Origin of the sequence: Plantibacter sp. Leaf314, assembly GCF_001423185.1 — a bacterium.
Taxonomy (GTDB): Bacteria; Actinomycetota; Actinomycetes; order Actinomycetales; family Microbacteriaceae; genus Plantibacter.
On the sequence record NZ_LMOB01000001.1, the window covers coordinates 2048093 to 2065781 of the forward strand.

Here is a 17689-nt window from a genome sequence, read left to right on the forward strand (position 1 = left end):
GGTGACGGTCCGAGGAGGTTATGAACGCGGCATGGGCCGCCACATCACCCGGCGGTGTCGACCCGCCCCGTACCGGGGAGTGAGGTGGAGCGCCGAAGGCCGACCCGGTCAGGCGGGCGCGACGAGTCCGGTGTCGTAGGCGAAGATGACGGCCTGGACGCGGTCGCGGGCGCCGACCTTGGCGAGCACCTTGCCGACGTGGGTCTTGACCGTCTGCTCGGCGATGAAGAGGCTCGCGGCGATCTCACTGTTGGAATGGCCGTTGCCGATGAGGACGAGCACTTCGCGTTCGCGGTCCGTGAGCTCCGCGAGCCGGGCGGCGCCCTGGCCGACCCGCGGCTTCTGCGCGGCGAACTGCGCGATCATCCGGCGGGTCACGCTCGGCGCCAACAGGGCGTCGCCGGCCGCGACGACCCGCACGGCGTGGACGAGGTCCTCGGGGAGCGCGTCCTTCAGCAGGAACCCGCTCGCACCGGCTTGGAGCGCGTCGTAGACGTAGTCGTCGATGTCGAAGGTGGTGAGCATGATGATCCTGGGGATCTTCGCCGCCGGATACGCCGGCCCGAGGATGCGTTTGGTCGCCTCGATCCCGTCCATCTCGGGCATGCGCACGTCCATGAGGATCACGTCGGGGTCGAGGCGCGCGGACAGCTTCACGGCTTCCGCGCCGTTCGCCGCCTGACCGGTCACCCGGATGCCCTCGTGCGCGTCGAGGAGGGCGCCGAACCCGGCGCGGACCATGGCCTGGTCGTCGGCGATGAGGACGTCGATGGTCACTGGCGGTCCTTCGTGAAGACGGGTCGGGTGGAGGAGGTTGCGAAGCGCGATGGGGCCGGAGCGGCGACGGGCAGGGCCGCGACGACGAGCCAGCCGCCCTCGCCGTCCGGACCGGCGCTCAGGCTGCCGTCGAGGAGTGCGGCGCGTTCGAGCATGCCACGGAGCCCGTGTCCGGCCCCGTGCTCCCCAGCGGACCGGGCAGCCCCGTTGTGGATACGCAGGCGGACCGCATCGGGGTCGATGCCGACGGCCACCGTGACGCGCGCGCCGGGCGCGTGCCGCACCGCGTTGCTCATGGCCTCCTGGACGATGCGGAACGCCGCGATCTGGACGGATGGCGGGACGACGGTGTCGCCGGAGTCGCCCACCTCGAGGGTGATGTCGGCTCCCACTCGACGCAGCCCCTCCGCGAGGGCCGGAAGGTCGTCGATGCCCTGCTGCGGCGCGAGCTCGGCCGCCTGATCCTCCGTGCGCAGGACGCCGAGCAGGCGCCGCATCTCCACGAGCGACGCACGGGCGGTCGCCGCGATGTCGTCGAACTCGGCCGTGGCCTCGTCCGCGAGGCCCGGCACCCGGTACTTGGCGGTCGAGGCCTGCACCTGGATGACGGACATGCTGTGCGCGACGACGTCGTGCAGCTCTCGAGCGATCCGCGTGCGCTCCTCGACGAGCATCCGCCGGGACTGCTCGGCCGCCGAGACCTTTCGCTCCCGCGTGAGCTCCTCGCCGATGCGCACGCGCCCGGAGACGAGGAGCGCCACGAGGAACGCCACCGCGGCGATGGAGGACGCGACGATGAGGTCGGCGGCCATGGCGGTCGCGTCGGCCGCGGACGGGACGAGCAGCGCCGCGACGAGCGAGCCGGCGACGTTCACGAGCAGGGTGATGAGCCCGGGCAACCAGCCGTGCAGGAAGGTGACGGCCCCGACGAGGACGGCGAACGCGATGAGCGCCGGCACCGACCACGGCCACGGCCAGACCGGGTCGTGATCGGCTGAGGCGACGAGCGGGAGCACGAACGCGGCGGCGGAGAAGAGCGCGATCGCGACCCGGGGAAGCACGACGGAGAGGACCGGTGCGCCGCAGATCGCGGCTCCGAGGAGGAACGACGCCGGGAGCACCGTGCCGTAGAGGAGACTCTGGATCGGGACGAGGACGCTGAGGAGGACCACCCCGACGCCCGCGAGGACGAAGAGGACGACGGCGCGGCGCGAGGGGTCGAGCGTCGTGCGGTCCATGAGGGTCATTCTCCCACCGGCACCAGCACCGACCGGGCGTCGGCCTCGGCGTCCTCCCCGGCGTCGCTCGCTGCAGTGGCCGCCGAACGCTCGCGGCGGCGTCGGCGGGCCGCGGTGACCCGGTCGACCACGAGGCCGAGGACCAGGGCGACCGCGACGCCGATGACGGAGCTGAGGAGCGGCTGGTCTGCGAAGAGCTTCCCGGCAACGATGCCGATGAGGGCGCTGTAGGCAGCCCAGGTCGCACCGCCGATGAGACTCAGCGGGACGAACCGCCGCCACGGGTAGTGGAGCGCACCCGCGGTCATGTTGACGACGACGCGACCGACGGGGATGTAGCGCGCGCCGAGGATGAGCGGTGCACCGCGGTGGCCGAGGGCACGGCCGGCCCGGTCGAATCCCTCGGCGATCCGCGGGCGACGCATCCAGGCGAAGCGGGTCGTGCCGACGCCCCGACCGATGAGGTAGGCGAGGTTGTCGCCGATCGCGGCACCCAGCGCCGCGACGACGACGAGGAGCGGCAGGTTGGATCCGCCGGTCGAGACCGCGACGGCCGCCGCGGCGACGAGCACCGTCTCACTCGGGACCGGTGGGAAGAAACCGTCGATCACGGCCACCGCGAACATCACCACGTACAGCCACGGCGAGGTCACTGCGGTGAGGATGAGTTCGTTGATGACGTCCATGCTTCGACGCTACGAAGCGGGCGGCGTCGCAGCATCACCCCGAGGTATCCGGTACCCCCTACCCCGGTGGTGTTCTGCGGCGCCGCCCGGACCAGCCCTCGGCGGACCGGACTCAGTCGACGACGGCCGGGACCTTCGGTTCCGCGTGCCCGCGGGGTGAGAGCGCCTCGTGCGTGCTGATCTCGTAGGCGTTCTCGGCGTGGAGCACGACGTCGAGACCCTGGGCCTCCGTCTGGGCCGACACCCGGATGCCCATCGTCTTGTCGAGGACCTTCGCGAGCACCCAGGTGATGGAGAAGGTGTAGACGAAGACGGCGACGATCGCGAGGGCCTGCTTGCCGAGGAGGAGGAAGCCGCCACCGGCGAGGAGCCCCTCACCACCGCTGGGTGCGAGCGGCACCGCGAGGATGCCGATGAGGAGACCACCGACGACCCCGCCGACGAAGTGCAGGGCGGTGACGTCGAGCGCGTCGTCGAAGCCGAAGCGGACCTTGAGGCTGACGGCGAAGTAGCAGACGACCGCTGCGGCGGCACCGATCGCGAGCGAGCCCAGCGGGGTCACCGCACCGCAGGAGGGTGTGATGGCGACGAGCGCGGCGATCGCGCCGGAGCAGGCGCCGAGGGTCGACGGGTGTCCGTCGCGCAGCTTCTCGACGACGAGCCAGACGATGACGCCGGCGCAGGTCGCGGCGACGGTGTTGAAGACCGCGACGGCGGCGTTGTTGTCTGCGGCACCGAGCGCGCTGCCGTCGAAGCCGATCCAGCCGACGAAGAGCAGGCCCGCGCCGAGCAGGGTGAGCGGGAGGCTGTGCGCCTTCGGCTGCGAGGGGAAACCGTTGCGCTTGCCGAGGACGAGCGCGAGCGCGAGGGCCGCCACCCCGGAGTTGACGTGGATGGCCGTGCTGCCGGCGTAGTCGATCGAGCCGATCGTGTTCGCGAGCCAGCCGCCCTGCACGCTGCCGTCGGCGGAGTCGAACGCGAAGACCCAGTGCGCGACGGGGAAGTAGACGAGCGTCGACCAGACCCCCGCGAAGACCATCCATGCACTGAACTTCATGCGGCCGGCGGCGGCACCGGCGACGATCCCGATGGTGAGGCCGGCGAACATGAGGTGGAGGGCGGCGAGCGCGAGGGGCGGCAGGGCGCTCCCCTCCGGGGCGACGAGGAGCTGGCCGAGGCCGGGGTACTCGGTCGGGTCGCCGACGAGTCCGAGACCGCCGATGCTGTCGCCGAACACCATGGAGTAGCCGAACGCCACCCACAGGATCCCGACGAGGCAGAACGACGCGAAGATCATCATCATCATGTTCATGGTGACGCGGCGGCTGACCATCCCGCCGTAGAACATGGCGAGGCCGGGCAGCATGAGTGCGACGGCGACCACCGCCGTCAGGAGCCATGCCGTGTTGCCCGCGATTGCAGCCGTGTCCATTCGGACCTCCAGGGTTCGCGCGGGATCCGAAACGGACGACCGCATTTTCAATAGGTCATCCAATTGTCGCGACGACCGGTTTCAATGCAGTATCGAATCCGTTTCGTGTTCGTTACATCAGAGGGGCCAGTCGTCGGGGTGCCGGAACGGAACGGCGACGACCTGCACGTCGTCCTCGTAGGTAAGACGCTTCTCGGATAGTCGACCACTGGCATGCAGGCCGTTCGCCATCGCGAACACCCCGGGGTACCGCCCGTGCCGATTCGGAACGGCGCTCTGGAATCGGACGAACATGGTTCGACCATACGCATGAACGCCAGTGCGCTGGCGGAGAGGTCCAGCTCCCTGTCAGGTGCGGGTCGCCCTTCCCGCTTCGATCAACCGGCGCCGATCAGTGGAGGTCGGTCCGCGTCACGAGCGAGCGGATCGGCGGCAGCCTGTGCCGCGCGGCGTCATCCGCTTCATCGACGATGGCGGTCAGCGACACGACCTTGGCCCCGCCCGCCTTCGCGAGCTGCGAGACGGTCAGGGCCTGGCTTCCGGTTTCCACCCAGTCATCGACCAGCACCAGTCGAGCCCCGGGTTCCAGGTGATCCCTGCGTACCGACAACGTCTGTCGGCGTCCCCGGTAGTCGGCCTCGGTCTGTTTGCTGATCAACGAGCCAGGGAACAGGGCACCGTCCTTTCTGACGGCTACGAACCCGATGCCCAATCTGACCGCCACTGCCGGCGCCAGAACAAAGCCGCGTGACTCGATACCGACGATGGCGTCAGGCCGATCGCGCTCTGCGAGAGCAGCCAAGGCGTTGACGATGGCACCGAGCGCCTTCGGATCGCGCAACATGCTCCACACGTCTGCCTCGCCCTCGATCCAACGGAAGTGTGCCAGCATGTGCCGGCGTCCCTGCGCGACCTCGTCTTGCGTCATTGAACGAACGTAACGAGGCCAAGTCCGGACGAAGCGCTCACGCGCCCGGTGAGCTCACTCTGCTCGCGTCGGTGGAGCCCGCCGACCCGCACCGACTGTCACGCCCACCGATGCCGCGGCATAGGCTGCTCGCATGGTCAAGGCGAACGATCCGGAGTACCGGACACCACGACTGGTGCTGGGATGGACGTGGGCCGCTCTCGGCATCGGGCAACTCGCACTCAGGGTGTCTCCCGACGCAGACAGTCATGGCTCGCTGCACTGGGTCATCCTGGGCGTCCTGCAGGTCGTCCTGGGCGCGGTCATCGTGATCCAGGCGTGGAGACTCCCGAAACCTCCACCCGTCGAGGCGGCCCGAACCGACGACGGAGGTGAGGGATGACCCGCGCCCGCACGATCTGGTCGTGCAGGTCTCGCTCGCGCTGACGGTCATGACCACGAGCCTGCGGTCCCGCCACGGGGGCGGCCAGGTGCACACCCGACCCGACGACGAGCCGCCGACGCGTTAGTCGACAGCGACGGCGAGGTTCAGCGCCAGGGCGTCGCGCTCCACGTCGGCGAGCGCCGCACGGTCGACGAGGAGGCTGTGCACGGTCGCGGCCGCCGTCCGGCGGGCGAAGGCCCGGATGCGGTCCGCGTCGCCCGCACCTTCGGCGGCCTCGACCGGCGGGTACTGGGCGGCGATGTCGCCGGAGCCGTAGCGGTAGGCCTTCTGCATGCCCTCGTTCGCGTGGAGCGCCGCGGCCGCCGCCCACTCCGGCGTCTCGCTGCCGCCCAGGATGAGCACGCCCTGCTCGACGCCGTCGCGGAGGAGCCCGGCGATGAAGGTGAAGAGCGCGCGGTAGTCGTCCCAGAACGAAGCGAGGTCGTCGGGGTGCTCCGCCGCGAGCCGCTCGATCTCGTTGTAGTCGAAAGGCGCCTCGCAGATGGCGACACCGTCCTCGTACAGCACCCGGTACAGCTTCGCGGGGGTCTCGGCCTCGATCGAGCCGAGGGCCTCCGCAGCGCCGACCGACTGGCGGTTCGAGGCGGCGGTCGCCCGCAGCACCTCACGCTTGTTCGCGAACCAGTAGTACAGCGACGACTGCTTCATCCCGCACGCTTCGGCGAGCATCGTCATGCTCGTGCGCTCGTAGCCGCGCTCGGCGAACAACCGGGTCGCGACCTGGATGATCTCCTCGCGCGGATCCTCGGTGGCGATCCCGCTCGCTCGCGGACGGCCCGGCGATGCTCCTGTGCGGCCGGCCATCGATCACCACTCCCTGCTCGCGGACACCTCCGCCAATCCTACGGGCGGGCGGCCTCAGCGATCCGCGAGCAGCTCACGCATCGCGGCCTCGATCACGGCCGTCTCAGCGGCCCGCACCCCGGGTCGCCCGGCGACATGGCCGAGGTCGGACGAGATGACCCGCACCTCGCTCCGAGACATCATCGCCGACTCGAGCACGTTGTCGTCGACGGTGAAGTAGAGGTCGGTCGACGACGGCATCACGATGCTCCGCGCACGCACCCCACCGAGCGCTGCAGCGAGACCGCCCTCGACTCCCCGTCCTGGATCCGCCTGCTGCCAGGTGCGCAGCATGGCGAGCAGGTCGTTCGCGTCCCACCGCTCGTGGTCGGCTGCCCAATCCTCGAGAAGGGCGGCGACGTCGGGATAGCCGAGCTCGCGGTACACGCCGTCGCGGAAGAAGGCCTGCGAGTACGCCCAGCCCGCGTAGACCGTCCCGAAGGCGCGAAGTCCGGCGCGCGGCGGGACCGCGTATCGACCGCCCTCGAACACCGGGTCGGCTCGGAGAGCGGCCTCGACACCCGCCAGGAAGACCGCGTTGTGCGGGGAGCAGCGGGCGGCACCGGCGATGGGGAGGAACGCGTCGACGAATGCCGGATACCGGACCGCCCACTCGTAGGCCTGCAGCGCCCCCATCGACCAGCCGGCGATCAGCCGCCAGCGCCGCACGCCGAGCCGCTCGGCCAGCCGGTGTTGCGCGCGCACGTTGTCGCCGATCGACACCGTGGGGAACGCGGCCCCGTGCACCTCCGCGGCGGCGTTCGACGGTGAGGTCGAGACGCCGTTGCCGAACAGGTCCACTGACACGATGAACCACTCCGCCGGATCGAGCGCCCGCCCTGAGCCGATCCACGGTTCTGCGCTCGCGTGCGTGCCCGTGTAGTAGCTCGGGACCAGCACCGCGTTGTCGCCGGCGGCGTTCAGCACACCGTGCGTCGTGTACGCGAGCCGGGCCTCGGGGAGGTCCGCGCCGGACTCCAGCGCGAACCTCCCGAGGTCGAGGACCTGGTGCATCGGGATCAGAAGAACTTCAGGTAGCGGGCGGTCTCCCAGTCGGAGACGTGCGCCTGGTACTCGTTCCACTCCTGGCGCTTGTAGTCGATGAACGCGTCGTACATCGCCTCACCGAACACCGACCGCGACAGGGAGTCCGTGGCGAACTCGTCGACCGCTTCACCCAGGCTGCGGGGCAGCATGCCGATGCCGAGCTGGGCGACCTCCGCCTCGGTGTAGTCGTACATGTTCTCGGTGTGCGGTGCACCCGGGTCGAGGTCCTCACGGATGCCCTCGAGGCCGGCGGCGAGGATGAGCGCGGCGCCGAGGTACGGGTTGCAGCTGATGTCGGCCGCACGGCACTCCACGCGCCCACCCTGCAGCGGCACCCGGAGCATGTTGGTGCGGTTGTTGTTGCCGTAGCTCACGAACACGGGCGCCCAGGTCGAACCGGACATGCTGCCCTGACGGACGAGACGCTTGTAGCTGTTCACGGTCGGTGCGATGACCGCCGACAGAGCGGGTGCGTGCTTGAGCACACCGGCGATGAACTTGTAGCCGAGCTCCGAGATGCCGCAGCCGCGCGGGTCGTCGTCGGTCTCGAAGAGGTTCTCGCCGGTCTCGATGTCGGCGAGCGACATGTTGAAGTGCGCGCCGGAACCGCTGCGGTCGGCGAAGGGCTTCGGCATGAAGGTGGCGAAGTAGCCGTGCTTGCGGACGATCTCGTTGGCCATGAGCCGGAAGAACACGGCACGGTCGGCCATGGTGAGCGCGTCGGAGTAGTTGAAGTCGATCTCGAACTGCCCTGGGGCGTCCTCGTGGTCGAAGGAATAGACCCCCCAGCCCATCTCCGTCATCGCCTCGACGAGTTCGGTGAGCCAGTCCAGGTTGTCGAGTGCCGCGGTGGCCGTGTAGCAGGGCTTCGCGAGGTCGTCGCGGTCGCTGACCTCGGTCACGCCCTCGGGGGTGTCCTTCAGGACGAAGAACTCGGTCTCGATGCCGAGGTTGAAGGTGAAGCCCATCTCGGCGGCCGCGTCGAGCTGACGCTTGAGGATGTTGCGCGACGCCGCTTCGAACGGCTCGCCCTTCGTGTAGAGGTCGCTCGCGAAGAACGCGACGTCCTTCCGCCACGGCAGCTGGACGGCGCTGTCGAGGTCGGGGCGGGCAGAGAGCTCCTCGTCGCTGATCGCCTGCGGGAGGCCGTCGAGCGCGGCACCGGTGAAGAGTTCCGATCCCCCGGCCATGCGTTCGAGGTGCGACAGTGGCACGAACTTGGTCTTGATGCTGCCGTGCATGTCGACGAAGCTCGCCATGGCGTACTTGACGCCGGCTTCCTGCAGGCGGGCGCGGACGGACTCCACGGTGGTAACGGTCTCGACGACGGTCATGGGATGCTCCTCCGGTTGCGTCGCCAACCTCGCGGCGACTCATTTCGATACTGTATTGAAAGTATGCGCGTGCGCAGTTTCAATAGGGTGTCGAAAATGTTTCCGGGGTGTGAACCCTAGAACGAAGGACCGGCGTGTGCCGCAGCCGCAGCACACGCCGGTTCTCGGAAACGCTGTTACGGGACGATGACCGCCCGGCCGCGGATCGTGCCCGCGTGCAGGTCCTCGTAGGCCTTCGGAGCGTCGTCGAGCGAGTACGGCTGCACCTCGACGTCGACCTTGCCCGCCTTCGCGAGCTCGAAGACCTCGATGAGCTCGCTGCGCGAACCCCAGTACGGGATCCGGACGGCCGCGTCGTACGCGATCGAGCCGAAGCCGATGGTGGCCGAACCGCCGCCGATGCCCACGATCGTCACGTCGGCCTCCGTCGCTGCGACAGCGGTGGCCGTCGCGATGGTCGGGTTCGCGCCGACGAAGTCGAACACGGCGTCGACCCCGACACCGCCGGTCAGCTCGCGGATCTTCCCCGCCGCCGACTCGTCGCTGATGAGGGTGACGTCGGCGCCGACGTGCTTCGCCAGCTCGAGCTTCTCGTCGTTGACGTCGAGCACGATGACCGTGGCACCGGAGAGCGCCTTCAGCATCTGGATGCCGACGTGACCGAGGCCACCGGAGCCGATGACGACCGCGAAGGTGCCGGCGCCGAGCTTCGGCAGACTGCGCTTGATCGCGTGGTACGGCGTGAGGCCCGCATCGGTGAGCGACACGTTCTTCACCGGGTCGAGGTCGCCGATCGGGACGAGGTGACGCACATCGTCGACGATCATGTACTCGGCCATCGAGCCCTGGGCGCCGAGTCCGGGAGGACGGATGCCCTCCGCCGCCGCATTCGTGCAGTAGTTCTCCTTGCCCTGCGAGCAGTTCAGGCAGTGCCCGCAGCCCCACGGGCCGTAGACGGCGACGGCCTCGCCCAGCTGCAGGCTCGTCTCCACGCCGGGCCCGAACTCCTCGATGACGCCCGCACCCTCGTGGCCGAGCGTGAGCGGCAGCGGGTACTGCTGGTCGAGGTAGTCCTGCTCGGGCAGGCTCATGACGTAGTCGTCGGAGTGGCAGACGCCGGCAGCGGTGACCTTCAGGAGGATCTCACCCGGCCCCGGCGTCGGCTTCTCGATCTCGACGACCTCAGGGGCCGAGCCGATCTTCGTGTACCGCAGTGCCTTCATGGTGGGACATCCTCCTCGAGCGTCGAAACTGCACGCCGCTGTCGCTCACTAAGCGACGTGTGTCAGATAGATCTGACCGTTCCAGTATGCGCCTCCCGTCGGCAGCGGGGCGCGCGGTTGACAACGCCGACGCCCTGCGCTCGCGCTCCGTGACTCAGCGCGGATCCCAGGCCAGCACCGCTTCGACGAGCTGGGATCTCGACATCGCACTGTCGACCTGGAGGACGGGCTGCGGCAGGGTGGCCAGCCACGCCTCGTGCGAGGCGCGGCTGCGTCCGTCGAACGCAGGGTCGTCGTAGCCGCTCGCCCACTCCCGGAACGTCTCCCAGGCGGCCTCGTCGAACCGCTCGCCGGCACGCCGCTCGACCTCGCGGGCCTCCAGCCGACGCAGGCGCTCGGCCGGGTCGAGGACGACGAAGACGACGGCGTCGCACTCCGCGACGATCTCGTCACCCCAACCCGGCATCGAACCCGACAGGACCCAGGCCTCACGCGGAACGAACATCTCCCGCATGAGCCGCACCCGTTCGGCATCAGCCCGCTTCGTGACGTACGGCGGGGCGGTCGGCACCCAGAAGTAGTCGTCGGCGTCAGCGTGCGGCACCGACCAGTGGTCGGCGAGCGCCCGCCCGAGCGTCGTCACGCCGCTGCCACTGGCCCCCATCACGTGCACTCTCGAACGTCGCATCCGTCCATTCTGACGCGTCGGGCGCCGCGCGGGTCGAGCGCCGGCGCCGGGCGGGGCCGGTCGCGATCAGGCGCGGTCGTGGAGGGTGAGCTGGTAGCCGTCGGGGTCGGCGAAGGTGAAGGTGCGCCCGAACGGTCCGTCGATGGGAGCCGAGACGATCGTGTGACCGTCTGCGGCGAGGGCGTCGTGGATCTCCTGGACGCCGGTGGCGTGGAACCAGATCGCGGCTCCGACGCCGGGCTGGTCGACCGCCGCGAGGTCGGTTCCGGGGACGATGTCGCGCAGGGCGAAGGCGGTGGGCGTGGTCTCGAAGACGACCGCGTGCGGCGGGCCGGCCTGCGAGCGCACGAGGCCGAGGTATTGCTCGTAGAAGGCCTGCGAGGCGTCGAGGTCGGTGACCTGGAGGGAGATGAAGTCGGGTCCGGTGACGGGCATGGCGTGTTCCTGTTCTCGTGTTGGTGGCCGAAGTAGCGTGTCAGTTACCTGACACCATCAGCCTATGTCAGAATACTGACATGAGTCAAGACGGGATCGAACTGGACACCTCGCTCGGGTATCTCCTGAAGGAGGCGTCGAGTGCGCTCCGCTCCGCGATGGAGGCGGTCCTCCGCCCACTCGGCATGACGATCACGCACTACTCGTGCCTGGAACTCCTCGCCCAGCGGCCCGGCCTGTCCAACTCGGAGCTCGCCCGCGGCGCCTTCGTGACCCGGCAGTCGATGAACGTCCTCCTGCAGGCGCTCGAACGGGACGGCTTCGTCAGCCGCCCGGAGCAGGCGCCCGTCGGGAAGGCCCTGCCCACGCAGCTCACCCCGCTCGGCCGTGAGCACCTCGCGCAGGCGACCGCCGCCGTGCGATCGGTGGAGGTGCGGATGCTGCAGGGGCTGACCGCGGACGAGCAGCAGGCGGCGCTCACCATCCTGCGCAGCATGATCCGTTCGCTTCGCGACGCGGACGCTTGACGGCCCCACCCCGGCCGGTCAGTCGTCGAGCAGCGTCACCACGAACGCTTCGATCCGGTCGGCCACCTCGACCGGCACCTGCCAAGCGGTGAAGTGGGCGCCCTCGTCCAGCTCGGTCCAACTGCGGATGTCGGTGTACGTCCGCGCCGCGTAGGAGCGCGGAAGCCCACGCTCTCCGGTCTGCACGGCGACCGCGACGGGCACCTCGATCAGCGGCAGTTCCGGCTGCTTCGGGTGGTCGCGGTAGGGCCGGAACGATGACCCGATGCTCTGCGTGAACCAGTACAACGACACGGTCGTCAGCAGCTCGTCGTCCGTCCACCACGCACCGTCGCCAGCCCAGGCGAGGAGCTTCTCCGTGATCCAGGCGGCGAGCCCGACGGGTGAGTCGTTGAGCGCTGCGGCGAGGATCTCAGGTCGGGTCGCCTGGACGCGCGCGTAGGCGAGGCCGCGAGCCCACTCGCGATCATGGCGGTCGAGCCAGTTCTGCTCCGCAACCGTGAGATCGTGCGTTCGGGACGCCGCGGGGAACGCGGCATGCGTCGCGAACTGCCCGATGACCGCTTCCGGATGCAGCGCGGCGAGCCAGTCGCTCGTCGTCGATCCGACGTCCTCGCCGTAGCTGAGGTATCGCGCGTGCCCGAGCACCTCGGTCATGAGCCCGTGCATGAGCTCGGCGACCACCGGGCCGGTGAACGGGCGGTCGTCGGCGAGGGGCGCGGAGAACCCGTAGCCGGGGAGCGACGGCACGACCACCTCGAAGCCGAGCACCCGGCCGCCGCCGAGGTCGACGACCCGGCCGGCGAGCGCCGTCGCGAGCGGCAGCATCTCGACGAACGAGTAGGGCCACCCGTGGAACACGATGACCGGGACCGCCTCCGTGGCGCCCTCCGCCGCGGGCAACCGTGCGACGTGGAGTCGCTGGCCGTCGACCTCCGCTTCGAACTGCGGGACGGCCGCCAGCTCCCGTTCCACCCGCCGCCAGTCGAAGCCGTCGCGCCAGTGGTCGACGAGCTGACGCAGTCGATCGAGCGACAGCGCGCTCTCCTCCGCTGCGTCGCCGATCGCACCCGGCAGGCGGGCCTCTTCGAGTCGCCGACGCAGCTCGTCGAGGTCGGCATCGGGCACTTGGATCCGGAACGAACGCATGCGCTCGACGCTAGAGCAGACGTCCGACAGGGTGAGTGGTGCGCGACGGAGGTGACGCAGTCGGATGAGCTGGTAGAATTTAGCTACAGCTAACGATTGGACGAGCAGTGAGCACGTTGATCCGGGACACCATGAGCGCGGCGGGGACCAGTGGAGCTGAGCTGGCTCGGCGCCTGCACGTGACTCCTGGCGCGATCTCACAGCTCCTCAAGTCCGAGGAGGACGCGACGATCAAGATCGCATCCCTCGAGCGCGCCCTGCGAGCTCTGGGCAAGGACATCGTCATCAACGCGGTCGAATCGTCGTCGCCCACCGCTCGATTCTCGCCCGCCGGCGTCTCTCAAGCCATGAGCGACGCCCTCGCCGAGGGAGATAGCACGTTCGCGCTCCGTCTCCTGACGCAGGCCGTGCAGAAGGTCACGGTCGAACCCGACCTTTCGATCGATCCGCTGTTCGCCAGGCCTCCACAGGAACTCCCCGACACCGGATGGGACACCCTGTTCCGCGCCCATTACGGCCGATCATTGCCTGATGCACTCACCGCGCGATGGCCCGAGCTGACACCGCTGCCCGAGCCATGGTTCGTCTCCCAGTTCGACAGCCTGCGGGAGCGTGCGCGTACCCGCTCGCCGGAGCATCTGCGGCGTCTCAACATCTTCATCGACGAACAGAGCCTGAGCCGCGCGTGAGCCACGAGCAGCAGTTGGATCCAGTCTTCCTAACGCACCAGGACTAGGGGATCACCCTGAGGACTTGGGTCCGTCGCCAGGCGGGCGTGCAGCTCGACGTCGAACCGTTCCTCGCCGTACGAGAGCTTCTGGCGTTCGATTCCCTCAGCGATGAAGCCGGCCCGTGTCGCGACCCCGCAGGACGCCGGGTTGTTGACCCGGTGCCCCAGTTCCAAGCGGAACAGCCCGTCGCTGAAGGCCCACTCGGCGACGGCGTCGACCGCTCGGGTCGCGAGACCTCGACCCCGGGCGTCGCCGCTCAACCAGTAGGACAGCCAGCCGGTGCCATGCCGGCGCTCGATCGCGGACACACCGACGTTGCCCACCACCACGCCGTCGCTCACGATCGCCCAATTGCGGCGGGAGGCGGACGGCTGCAACACCTGCGAGATGAAACCAGCCGCGGCGTCGACGTCCGACAGATCCACTCCGCCGAACTGCGGGCCCAGGTCTGGGTTCTCCACGAACGCGGCGCACAGGAATGGCGCGTCCGTCGACTTCCAGGGGCGCAAGAGCGAGTCGACCATGCGCACAGTCTGGCAGTCGCATCCCGACAGACGAGCGTGCCGTCTCCAGCGCCAGGCCTCGCGTCAGGCGCGGTAGTGGGCCGCCAGGCGCTCGAGGCCCTCGTCGATCGAGACCGCCGGCGTCCAGTGGAGGGCCTCGCGGGTGTCGCGCTGGTCGAACCAGTGCGCGGTCGACAGCTGCTCCGCAAGGAAGCGCGTCATCGGTGGCTCGTCCGCACCCGGACGGATGCTCCAGAGACGCTCCACGAGTCCGCCGGCCGCACGAGCGATGCCCGCCGGGACGCTGAACGACGGCGGCTCCACGCCGGCGGCACGGCAGATGCCCGCGAGCAACTCGCCGACCGGCCGGGGCTCCCCGTTCGTCACGACGAACGCCCGCCCGTGCGCCGTCTCGGCGTGCTCGTGTGCCGCTGCGACGGCCGACGCCGCGTTCGCGACGTAGGTGCTGTCGATGAGGGCGGTCCCGTCGTCGAGCAACGGCAACCGGCCGCGACGCGCACGGTCGACGATGCGCTCCACGAGCTGCGGGTCGCCGGGACCCCAGACGAGGTGCGGCCGCACGACGACGACTGCGAAGCCACGACGATCCCGTTCGAGGGCGAGCAACTCACCCTGCGCCTTCGTCCGCGCATACTCACCACGCGCCGCACCCGGGTCGGCCGGCTCTGCGCCGACGCCCACGAGTGCCGAACCGCCGTGCGCGACGGACGGCGAGGAGATGTGGACGAACCGCGAGACACCAGCCGTCTCCGCCGCGTCGAGGACGACTTCGGTCCCGCCGACGTTCACCTGCTCGAACTCCGTCGGGTCACCGGCCAACGACACCTTGGCCGCCAGGTGGACGACGGCGTCGACACCCTGCATCGCCCGATCGACCGCGGCCGCATCGGTGATCGATCCGCGGACCTCCTCGACCCCGTCGAGCCCGGCCGCACCGCGCTGCAACACCCGGACCCGGTGACCCGCGCGGAGCAGCTCCAGAGCGACCTCGCGGCCGAGCATGCCGCTCGCACCGGTGACGAGGACGGTCACGGCGCGCTCAGCCGTTCGCCGGCCAGGACGCGGTCGGCCCACTCGGAGAGCCGCGTGCGGTCGATCTTCGAGTTGTGTCGGATGTCCGTCGGCAGCTCCGGCACCACGAAGACGGCGACGAGCGGCTGCGGTGAAGCAGCCCGCACCTCGGCGGCGAGCGCGGCGTCGGCGAGCCGGACCCGCTTCGAACCGGGCGTGGTCTCCACGATCGCGACGCACTGCCGGAGGCCGTCCGGGCCGACGCCGACGACCGCGGCACGACGCACGAGCGGCACCGTCTCGATCGCCTGCTCCGGTCCGACCGGTGCGACCGGCCCGTCCTGCGTCGTGATGACGTGCGGCAGGCGACCCTCGATCCAGAGGCGCCCGTCGGCGTCGAGATGCCCGACGTCGCCCGTGCGGTGCCAGCGGCCGTCCTCGGCGACGTCGCGCACGGCGGCGCGGTCGGTCAACCAGAGACGGTCGTACTGCGACTTGAGGTGCGCCGCCGAGATAATGACCTCACCGAGGCGGTCCGGGTCCTGCGTCAGCTCGCCCGTCGCCCGGCCGGCCGCATCGAGCGGGCTGATGCGCACGTCGACACCGCCGATCGGCGTCCCGACGCACACACCCGTGTGCTCGGAGTCGTCGCCGGGCATCGTGTCGAGCGTGATGTCGGAGACCAGCAGGCACTCGGTCATGCCGTAGACGGCGTGCGCCGACGCGTTCGGGAGCACCTCGACGAGCGCGGTGAGCAACTGACGACTGACCGGTGCCCCCGTCGAGAGCACGGTGCGGACGCCCTGCAGGGCTCGACGATCGGCGTCGTCGAGCTCGCCGGCCGTCGCCACGACGTTGAGGATGGCCGCCGGTGAGAGGAACACGATGTCGGCCTCCGCCTCGGCGACCGCGGCGGCGACCGCGCGGGCCGTGAGCGTGCGCGGGGCCGAGATGTCCATCTCCGGCGTGGAGGAGCGGGCACCGAGCGCCGGGCCGAGCAGGGCGAACGGCGCGAAGCCGGTGACGAGGCCGGACTCGGCGGTGATCCCGAAGTGGGCGGACAGGACGTCCCGAAGGGACGACAGCTGCGCGTGCGAGTACCGGACCCCCTTCGCCGGGCCCGTCGAACCCGAGGTGTAGAGGATCGCGGCGAGGTCGTCCGGGCCTGGCTCGGACGGCAGCGCGGGAGCCGCACCGTCGTCGAGGAGGTCCTTGAGGCTGTGTGAGACGCCGAGGGCGGCTGCGGTCGCTCCGGGGAGCCGCGCGGCCGAGATCTTCACCCCGGGCCAGCCGAGCGCACGAGCGGCGGCGAGGCCCTTCGTCTCGCCGATGACGTACGCGGGCCACGCACCACGGACGGCCTGCGACAACCCACGGACACCGAGCCCGGCGTCCGCGACGACCACGACCGCGCCGATGCGCAGGCAGGCGTAGATGACGGCGGTGAGTGTGGCGCCCGGCGTCACGAGCAACGACACGCGATCGCCGCGGCGGACGCCGATGCGGTGGAGTCCTGCGGCGAGGCGGGTCACGCGGTCGTCGAGCTGGCGCCAGCTGACGCGACGTGCGGAGCCTGCGCCACGCTGTTCCACGATGGCGTCGGCGTCGTCTGAACGACGTTCGTCGAGTCGTCGCCAGAGCGGTTCGAAGGCGGTGTCGGCCGCCGGAGCGTCGGCGGTGACGGTCGCCTCTGCCGTGGGCGCCTGACCCTGCGGGAGGTGCTCGTCGAGCCAGGACAGCAGCGACTCGGCGACCGGGGCGTCCTCGATGACGAGGTGCCCGGCGCCGGCGAAGCGGTGCACCTGGGCGTGCGGCAGGCGGTCGGCGAGGTCGTCGAGGTACCGGTCGCTGAAGATCGGGTCGCGCGGGCCCCACAGCATGAGGGCGGGGACGCGGAGCTCGGCGACGTCGGCGGCGAGCCGCTCCAATCGGGGGAAGCTGACGTGCTCGGGGGTCGCCGGGATGTCGGCGACGAACGCGCCGATGCCGCGGCGGCGCGCGGGAGCCGAGTACGGGCTGCGATAGGCGTCTCGGACGTCGCCGGCGAGCGGCGGAGCGGCGAGCGCCAGGGTGGTGTCCAGGAACGCGGTGGTCTGGACCGAGCCGGCACCGAGCATGCCTCGGGCTCCGGCGAGCCGCAGCGGTGCTGGGATGGGCGTGCCGTCCGGGTGGTGGACGGCCGTGTTGAGGAGCATCGATCCGATGAGGAGGTCGGGGTGCTCGGTGGCCCAACCGAGCGAGATGACGCCGCCCCAGTCATGGCCGAGGGTGACCACGGGGCCGGTGAGTCCGAGCGTCTCGGTGAAGGCGGCGAGGTCGGCGATCCGCTGTTCCAGGGTCCGCGTGAGCTCGGTGCGCTCAGACCAGCCCATCTCGATCTGGTCGACGGCGACGACGCGCCAGGCGGTACCGCCCTCGCGGGCCTGCTCGACGGACTGCGTGACGAGCGAGCGCCACAGGTACGACCAGGTCGGGTTGCCGTGGACGGCGAGCACGGTGCCGACGGGTTCGACCCCGGCTTCGGCGAGCGCCTCGGCGGTGTCGAGGTAGTGCCAGTTGCGCGTGGTGCCCTCGTCCGCGAGCCGGCCGGGCACGTCGATGCGGTGCGAGTACCGGGCGGGGAGACCGGGGAGCCCTGCGGCGCGGACGCCCATGGTGCGGAGCCCGATGT

At 70.2% G+C, this 17689-nt stretch carries 19 protein-coding genes; 3 read left to right on the forward strand and 16 right to left on the reverse strand.

The window, feature by feature from the left end; all coding sequences use genetic code 11:
• Positions 1 to 108: 108 nt before the first annotated feature.
• From ASF68_RS09685 to ASF68_RS09705, 6 genes are all read right to left on the reverse strand, one after another.
• Positions 109 to 777 carry a response regulator transcription factor gene (locus ASF68_RS09685; protein ID WP_056009714.1) on the reverse strand — a complete coding sequence of 223 codons (669 nt, stop codon included), beginning with the start codon at positions 775 to 777 and terminating at the stop codon, positions 109 to 111.
• Positions 774 to 2015 (reverse strand): sensor histidine kinase, encoded by a 1242-nt coding sequence (locus tag ASF68_RS09690; RefSeq protein WP_235526778.1) that lies wholly within the window; start codon positions 2013 to 2015, stop codon positions 774 to 776. Before ASF68_RS09690 ends, ASF68_RS09685 begins: the two co-directional genes overlap by 4 nt.
• Before the next feature lie 5 nt (positions 2016 to 2020).
• Positions 2021 to 2701, reverse strand: coding sequence for a DedA family protein (locus ASF68_RS09695; RefSeq protein WP_056009718.1), 681 nt, complete (start codon positions 2699 to 2701; stop codon positions 2021 to 2023).
• Between the two features lie 112 nt (positions 2702 to 2813).
• Positions 2814 to 4133, reverse strand: coding sequence for an ammonium transporter (locus tag ASF68_RS09700; protein ID WP_056009719.1), 1320 nt, complete (start codon positions 4131 to 4133; stop codon positions 2814 to 2816).
• A 117-nt stretch (positions 4134 to 4250) separates the two neighbouring features.
• Entirely contained in the window at positions 4251 to 4427 is a 177-nt protein-coding gene (locus ASF68_RS19070; RefSeq protein WP_200936413.1) for a hypothetical protein, read from the reverse strand.
• A 97-nt stretch (positions 4428 to 4524) separates the two neighbouring features.
• Entirely contained in the window at positions 4525 to 5061 is a 537-nt protein-coding gene (locus ASF68_RS09705) for a phosphoribosyltransferase family protein (protein WP_056009721.1), read from the reverse strand.
• 133 nt (positions 5062 to 5194) lie between these two features.
• Here ASF68_RS09705 and ASF68_RS09710 point away from each other — a divergent pair, with 133 nt between their 5' ends.
• Positions 5195 to 5443, forward strand: a complete 249-nt coding sequence (locus ASF68_RS09710; protein ID WP_056009723.1) for a hypothetical protein — start codon at positions 5195 to 5197, stop codon at positions 5441 to 5443.
• A gap of 123 nt (positions 5444 to 5566) precedes the next feature.
• Here ASF68_RS09710 and ASF68_RS09715 read toward each other — a convergent pair whose 3' ends face one another.
• The 6 genes from ASF68_RS09715 to ASF68_RS09740 form a co-directional block, all read right to left on the reverse strand.
• Entirely contained in the window at positions 5567 to 6310 is a 744-nt protein-coding gene (locus ASF68_RS09715; RefSeq protein WP_056009725.1) for a TetR/AcrR family transcriptional regulator, read from the reverse strand.
• Positions 6311 to 6364: 54 nt separating this feature from the next.
• The gene (locus ASF68_RS09720) at positions 6365 to 7363 is read right to left on the reverse strand and encodes an alpha/beta fold hydrolase (RefSeq protein ID WP_056009727.1); all 999 of its coding nucleotides are present in this window, start codon (positions 7361 to 7363) and stop codon (positions 6365 to 6367) included.
• Positions 7364 to 7368: 5 nt separating this feature from the next.
• Complete coding sequence (glnT, locus tag ASF68_RS09725) at positions 7369 to 8730, reverse strand: type III glutamate--ammonia ligase (protein ID WP_056009729.1); 1362 nt, start codon at positions 8728 to 8730, stop codon at positions 7369 to 7371.
• Positions 8731 to 8906: 176 nt separating this feature from the next.
• Entirely contained in the window at positions 8907 to 9953 is a 1047-nt protein-coding gene (locus ASF68_RS09730) for an NAD(P)-dependent alcohol dehydrogenase (protein ID WP_056009731.1), read from the reverse strand.
• Between the two features lie 154 nt (positions 9954 to 10107).
• The gene (locus ASF68_RS09735; RefSeq protein ID WP_056009732.1) at positions 10108 to 10641 is read right to left on the reverse strand and encodes a hypothetical protein; all 534 of its coding nucleotides are present in this window, start codon (positions 10639 to 10641) and stop codon (positions 10108 to 10110) included.
• A 66-nt stretch (positions 10642 to 10707) separates the two neighbouring features.
• Positions 10708 to 11076 (reverse strand): VOC family protein, encoded by a 369-nt coding sequence (locus tag ASF68_RS09740; protein WP_056009736.1) that lies wholly within the window; start codon positions 11074 to 11076, stop codon positions 10708 to 10710.
• Positions 11077 to 11156: 80 nt separating this feature from the next.
• Here ASF68_RS09740 and ASF68_RS09745 point away from each other — a divergent pair, with 80 nt between their 5' ends.
• On the forward strand, positions 11157 to 11603 hold the full coding sequence (locus ASF68_RS09745; protein ID WP_056009738.1) for a MarR family winged helix-turn-helix transcriptional regulator: 447 nt from the start codon (positions 11157 to 11159) through the stop codon (positions 11601 to 11603).
• A gap of 18 nt (positions 11604 to 11621) precedes the next feature.
• On the opposite strand, the gene ASF68_RS09750 is transcribed toward ASF68_RS09745, so the two are convergent.
• On the reverse strand, positions 11622 to 12752 hold the full coding sequence (locus ASF68_RS09750) for an epoxide hydrolase family protein (protein ID WP_056009740.1): 1131 nt from the start codon (positions 12750 to 12752) through the stop codon (positions 11622 to 11624).
• Positions 12753 to 12859: 107 nt separating this feature from the next.
• On the opposite strand from ASF68_RS09750, the gene ASF68_RS09755 reads away from it, so the two are divergent.
• Entirely contained in the window at positions 12860 to 13441 is a 582-nt protein-coding gene (locus ASF68_RS09755) for a helix-turn-helix transcriptional regulator (RefSeq protein ID WP_056009742.1), read from the forward strand.
• A 29-nt stretch (positions 13442 to 13470) separates the two neighbouring features.
• Here ASF68_RS09755 and ASF68_RS09760 read toward each other — a convergent pair whose 3' ends face one another.
• From ASF68_RS09760 to ASF68_RS09770, 3 genes are all read right to left on the reverse strand, one after another.
• A complete protein-coding gene (locus tag ASF68_RS09760) occupies positions 13471 to 14007 on the reverse strand; it encodes a GNAT family N-acetyltransferase (protein WP_056009744.1) in 537 nt (178 codons plus the stop codon).
• 63 nt (positions 14008 to 14070) lie between these two features.
• Positions 14071 to 15039 (reverse strand): NAD(P)-dependent oxidoreductase, encoded by a 969-nt coding sequence (locus tag ASF68_RS09765; RefSeq protein ID WP_056011697.1) that lies wholly within the window; start codon positions 15037 to 15039, stop codon positions 14071 to 14073.
• Positions 15036 to 17672 carry an alpha/beta fold hydrolase gene (locus ASF68_RS09770; protein WP_056011700.1) on the reverse strand — a complete coding sequence of 879 codons (2637 nt, stop codon included), beginning with the start codon at positions 17670 to 17672 and terminating at the stop codon, positions 15036 to 15038. The genes ASF68_RS09765 and ASF68_RS09770 overlap by 4 nt, the downstream gene beginning before the upstream one ends.
• Between the last annotated feature and the right edge of the window lie 17 nt (positions 17673 to 17689).

Bases quoted from the DNA above. Each gene is read 5' to 3' on its own strand.
- ASF68_RS09690 (WP_235526778.1), bottom strand. From the start codon at position 2,015: ATGGACCGCACGACGCTCGACCCCTCGCGCCGCGCCGTCGTCCTCTTC.
- ASF68_RS09695 (WP_056009718.1), bottom strand. From the start codon at position 2,701: ATGGACGTCATCAACGAACTCATCCTCACCGCAGTGACCTCGCCGTGG.
- ASF68_RS09700 (WP_056009719.1), bottom strand. From the start codon at position 4,133: ATGGACACGGCTGCAATCGCGGGCAACACGGCATGGCTCCTGACGGCG.
- ASF68_RS19070 (WP_200936413.1), bottom strand. From the start codon at position 4,427: ATGTTCGTCCGATTCCAGAGCGCCGTTCCGAATCGGCACGGGCGGTAC.
- ASF68_RS09705 (WP_056009721.1), bottom strand. From the start codon at position 5,061: ATGACGCAAGACGAGGTCGCGCAGGGACGCCGGCACATGCTGGCACAC.
- ASF68_RS09710 (WP_056009723.1), top strand. From the start codon at position 5,195: ATGGTCAAGGCGAACGATCCGGAGTACCGGACACCACGACTGGTGCTG.
- ASF68_RS09715 (WP_056009725.1), bottom strand. From the start codon at position 6,310: ATGGCCGGCCGCACAGGAGCATCGCCGGGCCGTCCGCGAGCGAGCGGG.
- ASF68_RS09720 (WP_056009727.1), bottom strand. From the start codon at position 7,363: ATGCACCAGGTCCTCGACCTCGGGAGGTTCGCGCTGGAGTCCGGCGCG.
- glnT (WP_056009729.1), bottom strand. From the start codon at position 8,730: ATGACCGTCGTCGAGACCGTTACCACCGTGGAGTCCGTCCGCGCCCGC.
- ASF68_RS09730 (WP_056009731.1), bottom strand. From the start codon at position 9,953: ATGAAGGCACTGCGGTACACGAAGATCGGCTCGGCCCCTGAGGTCGTC.
- ASF68_RS09735 (WP_056009732.1), bottom strand. From the start codon at position 10,641: ATGCGACGTTCGAGAGTGCACGTGATGGGGGCCAGTGGCAGCGGCGTG.
- ASF68_RS09740 (WP_056009736.1), bottom strand. From the start codon at position 11,076: ATGCCCGTCACCGGACCCGACTTCATCTCCCTCCAGGTCACCGACCTC.
- ASF68_RS09745 (WP_056009738.1), top strand. From the start codon at position 11,157: ATGAGTCAAGACGGGATCGAACTGGACACCTCGCTCGGGTATCTCCTG.
- ASF68_RS09750 (WP_056009740.1), bottom strand. From the start codon at position 12,752: ATGCGTTCGTTCCGGATCCAAGTGCCCGATGCCGACCTCGACGAGCTG.
- ASF68_RS09760 (WP_056009744.1), bottom strand. From the start codon at position 14,007: ATGGTCGACTCGCTCTTGCGCCCCTGGAAGTCGACGGACGCGCCATTC.
- ASF68_RS09770 (WP_056011700.1), bottom strand. From the start codon at position 17,672: ATGGGCGTCCGCGCCGCAGGGCTCCCCGGTCTCCCCGCCCGGTACTCG.